Consider the following 387-nt stretch of genomic DNA (forward strand, 5'->3'; position numbering starts at 1 on the left):
CGTTCGGGGGTGAGTGCGGTGAGGGTGCCGTCGTCGAGGGTTCCGGCGGTGTGGATGACGGCTGTCAGTGGATGGTCGCTCGGGATGTTGGCGAGGGTGGTGGTGAGGTGGTGGCGGTCGGCGGTGTCGCAGGCGGTGATGTGGACGGTGGCGCCGAGTTCGGTGAGTTCGGTGGCGAGTTCGGTCGCGCCGGGGGCGTCGGGGCCCTGGCGGCTGATGAGGAGGAGATGGCGTGCGCCGTGGTGGGTGGTGAGGTGGCGGGCGATGGTGGCGCCGAGGGTGCCGGTGCCGCCGGTGACCAGGACGGTGCCGTCGGGGTCGAGGGTGCGGGGGATGGTGAGCACGATCTTGCCGGTGTGACGGCCCTGGCTCATCCAGCGGAACGCC

The 387-nt window shown here is 71.6% G+C and carries 1 protein-coding gene; it reads right to left on the minus strand.

The window, feature by feature from the left end:
* Positions 1–387: SDR family NAD(P)-dependent oxidoreductase (locus NQU54_RS48880; protein WP_257636699.1), on the minus strand; the 387-nt coding region annotated here is incomplete at both ends.

The organism is Streptomyces malaysiensis subsp. samsunensis, from assembly GCF_024519315.1.
GTDB classification, from domain to species: domain Bacteria; phylum Actinomycetota; class Actinomycetes; order Streptomycetales; family Streptomycetaceae; genus Streptomyces; species Streptomyces malaysiensis.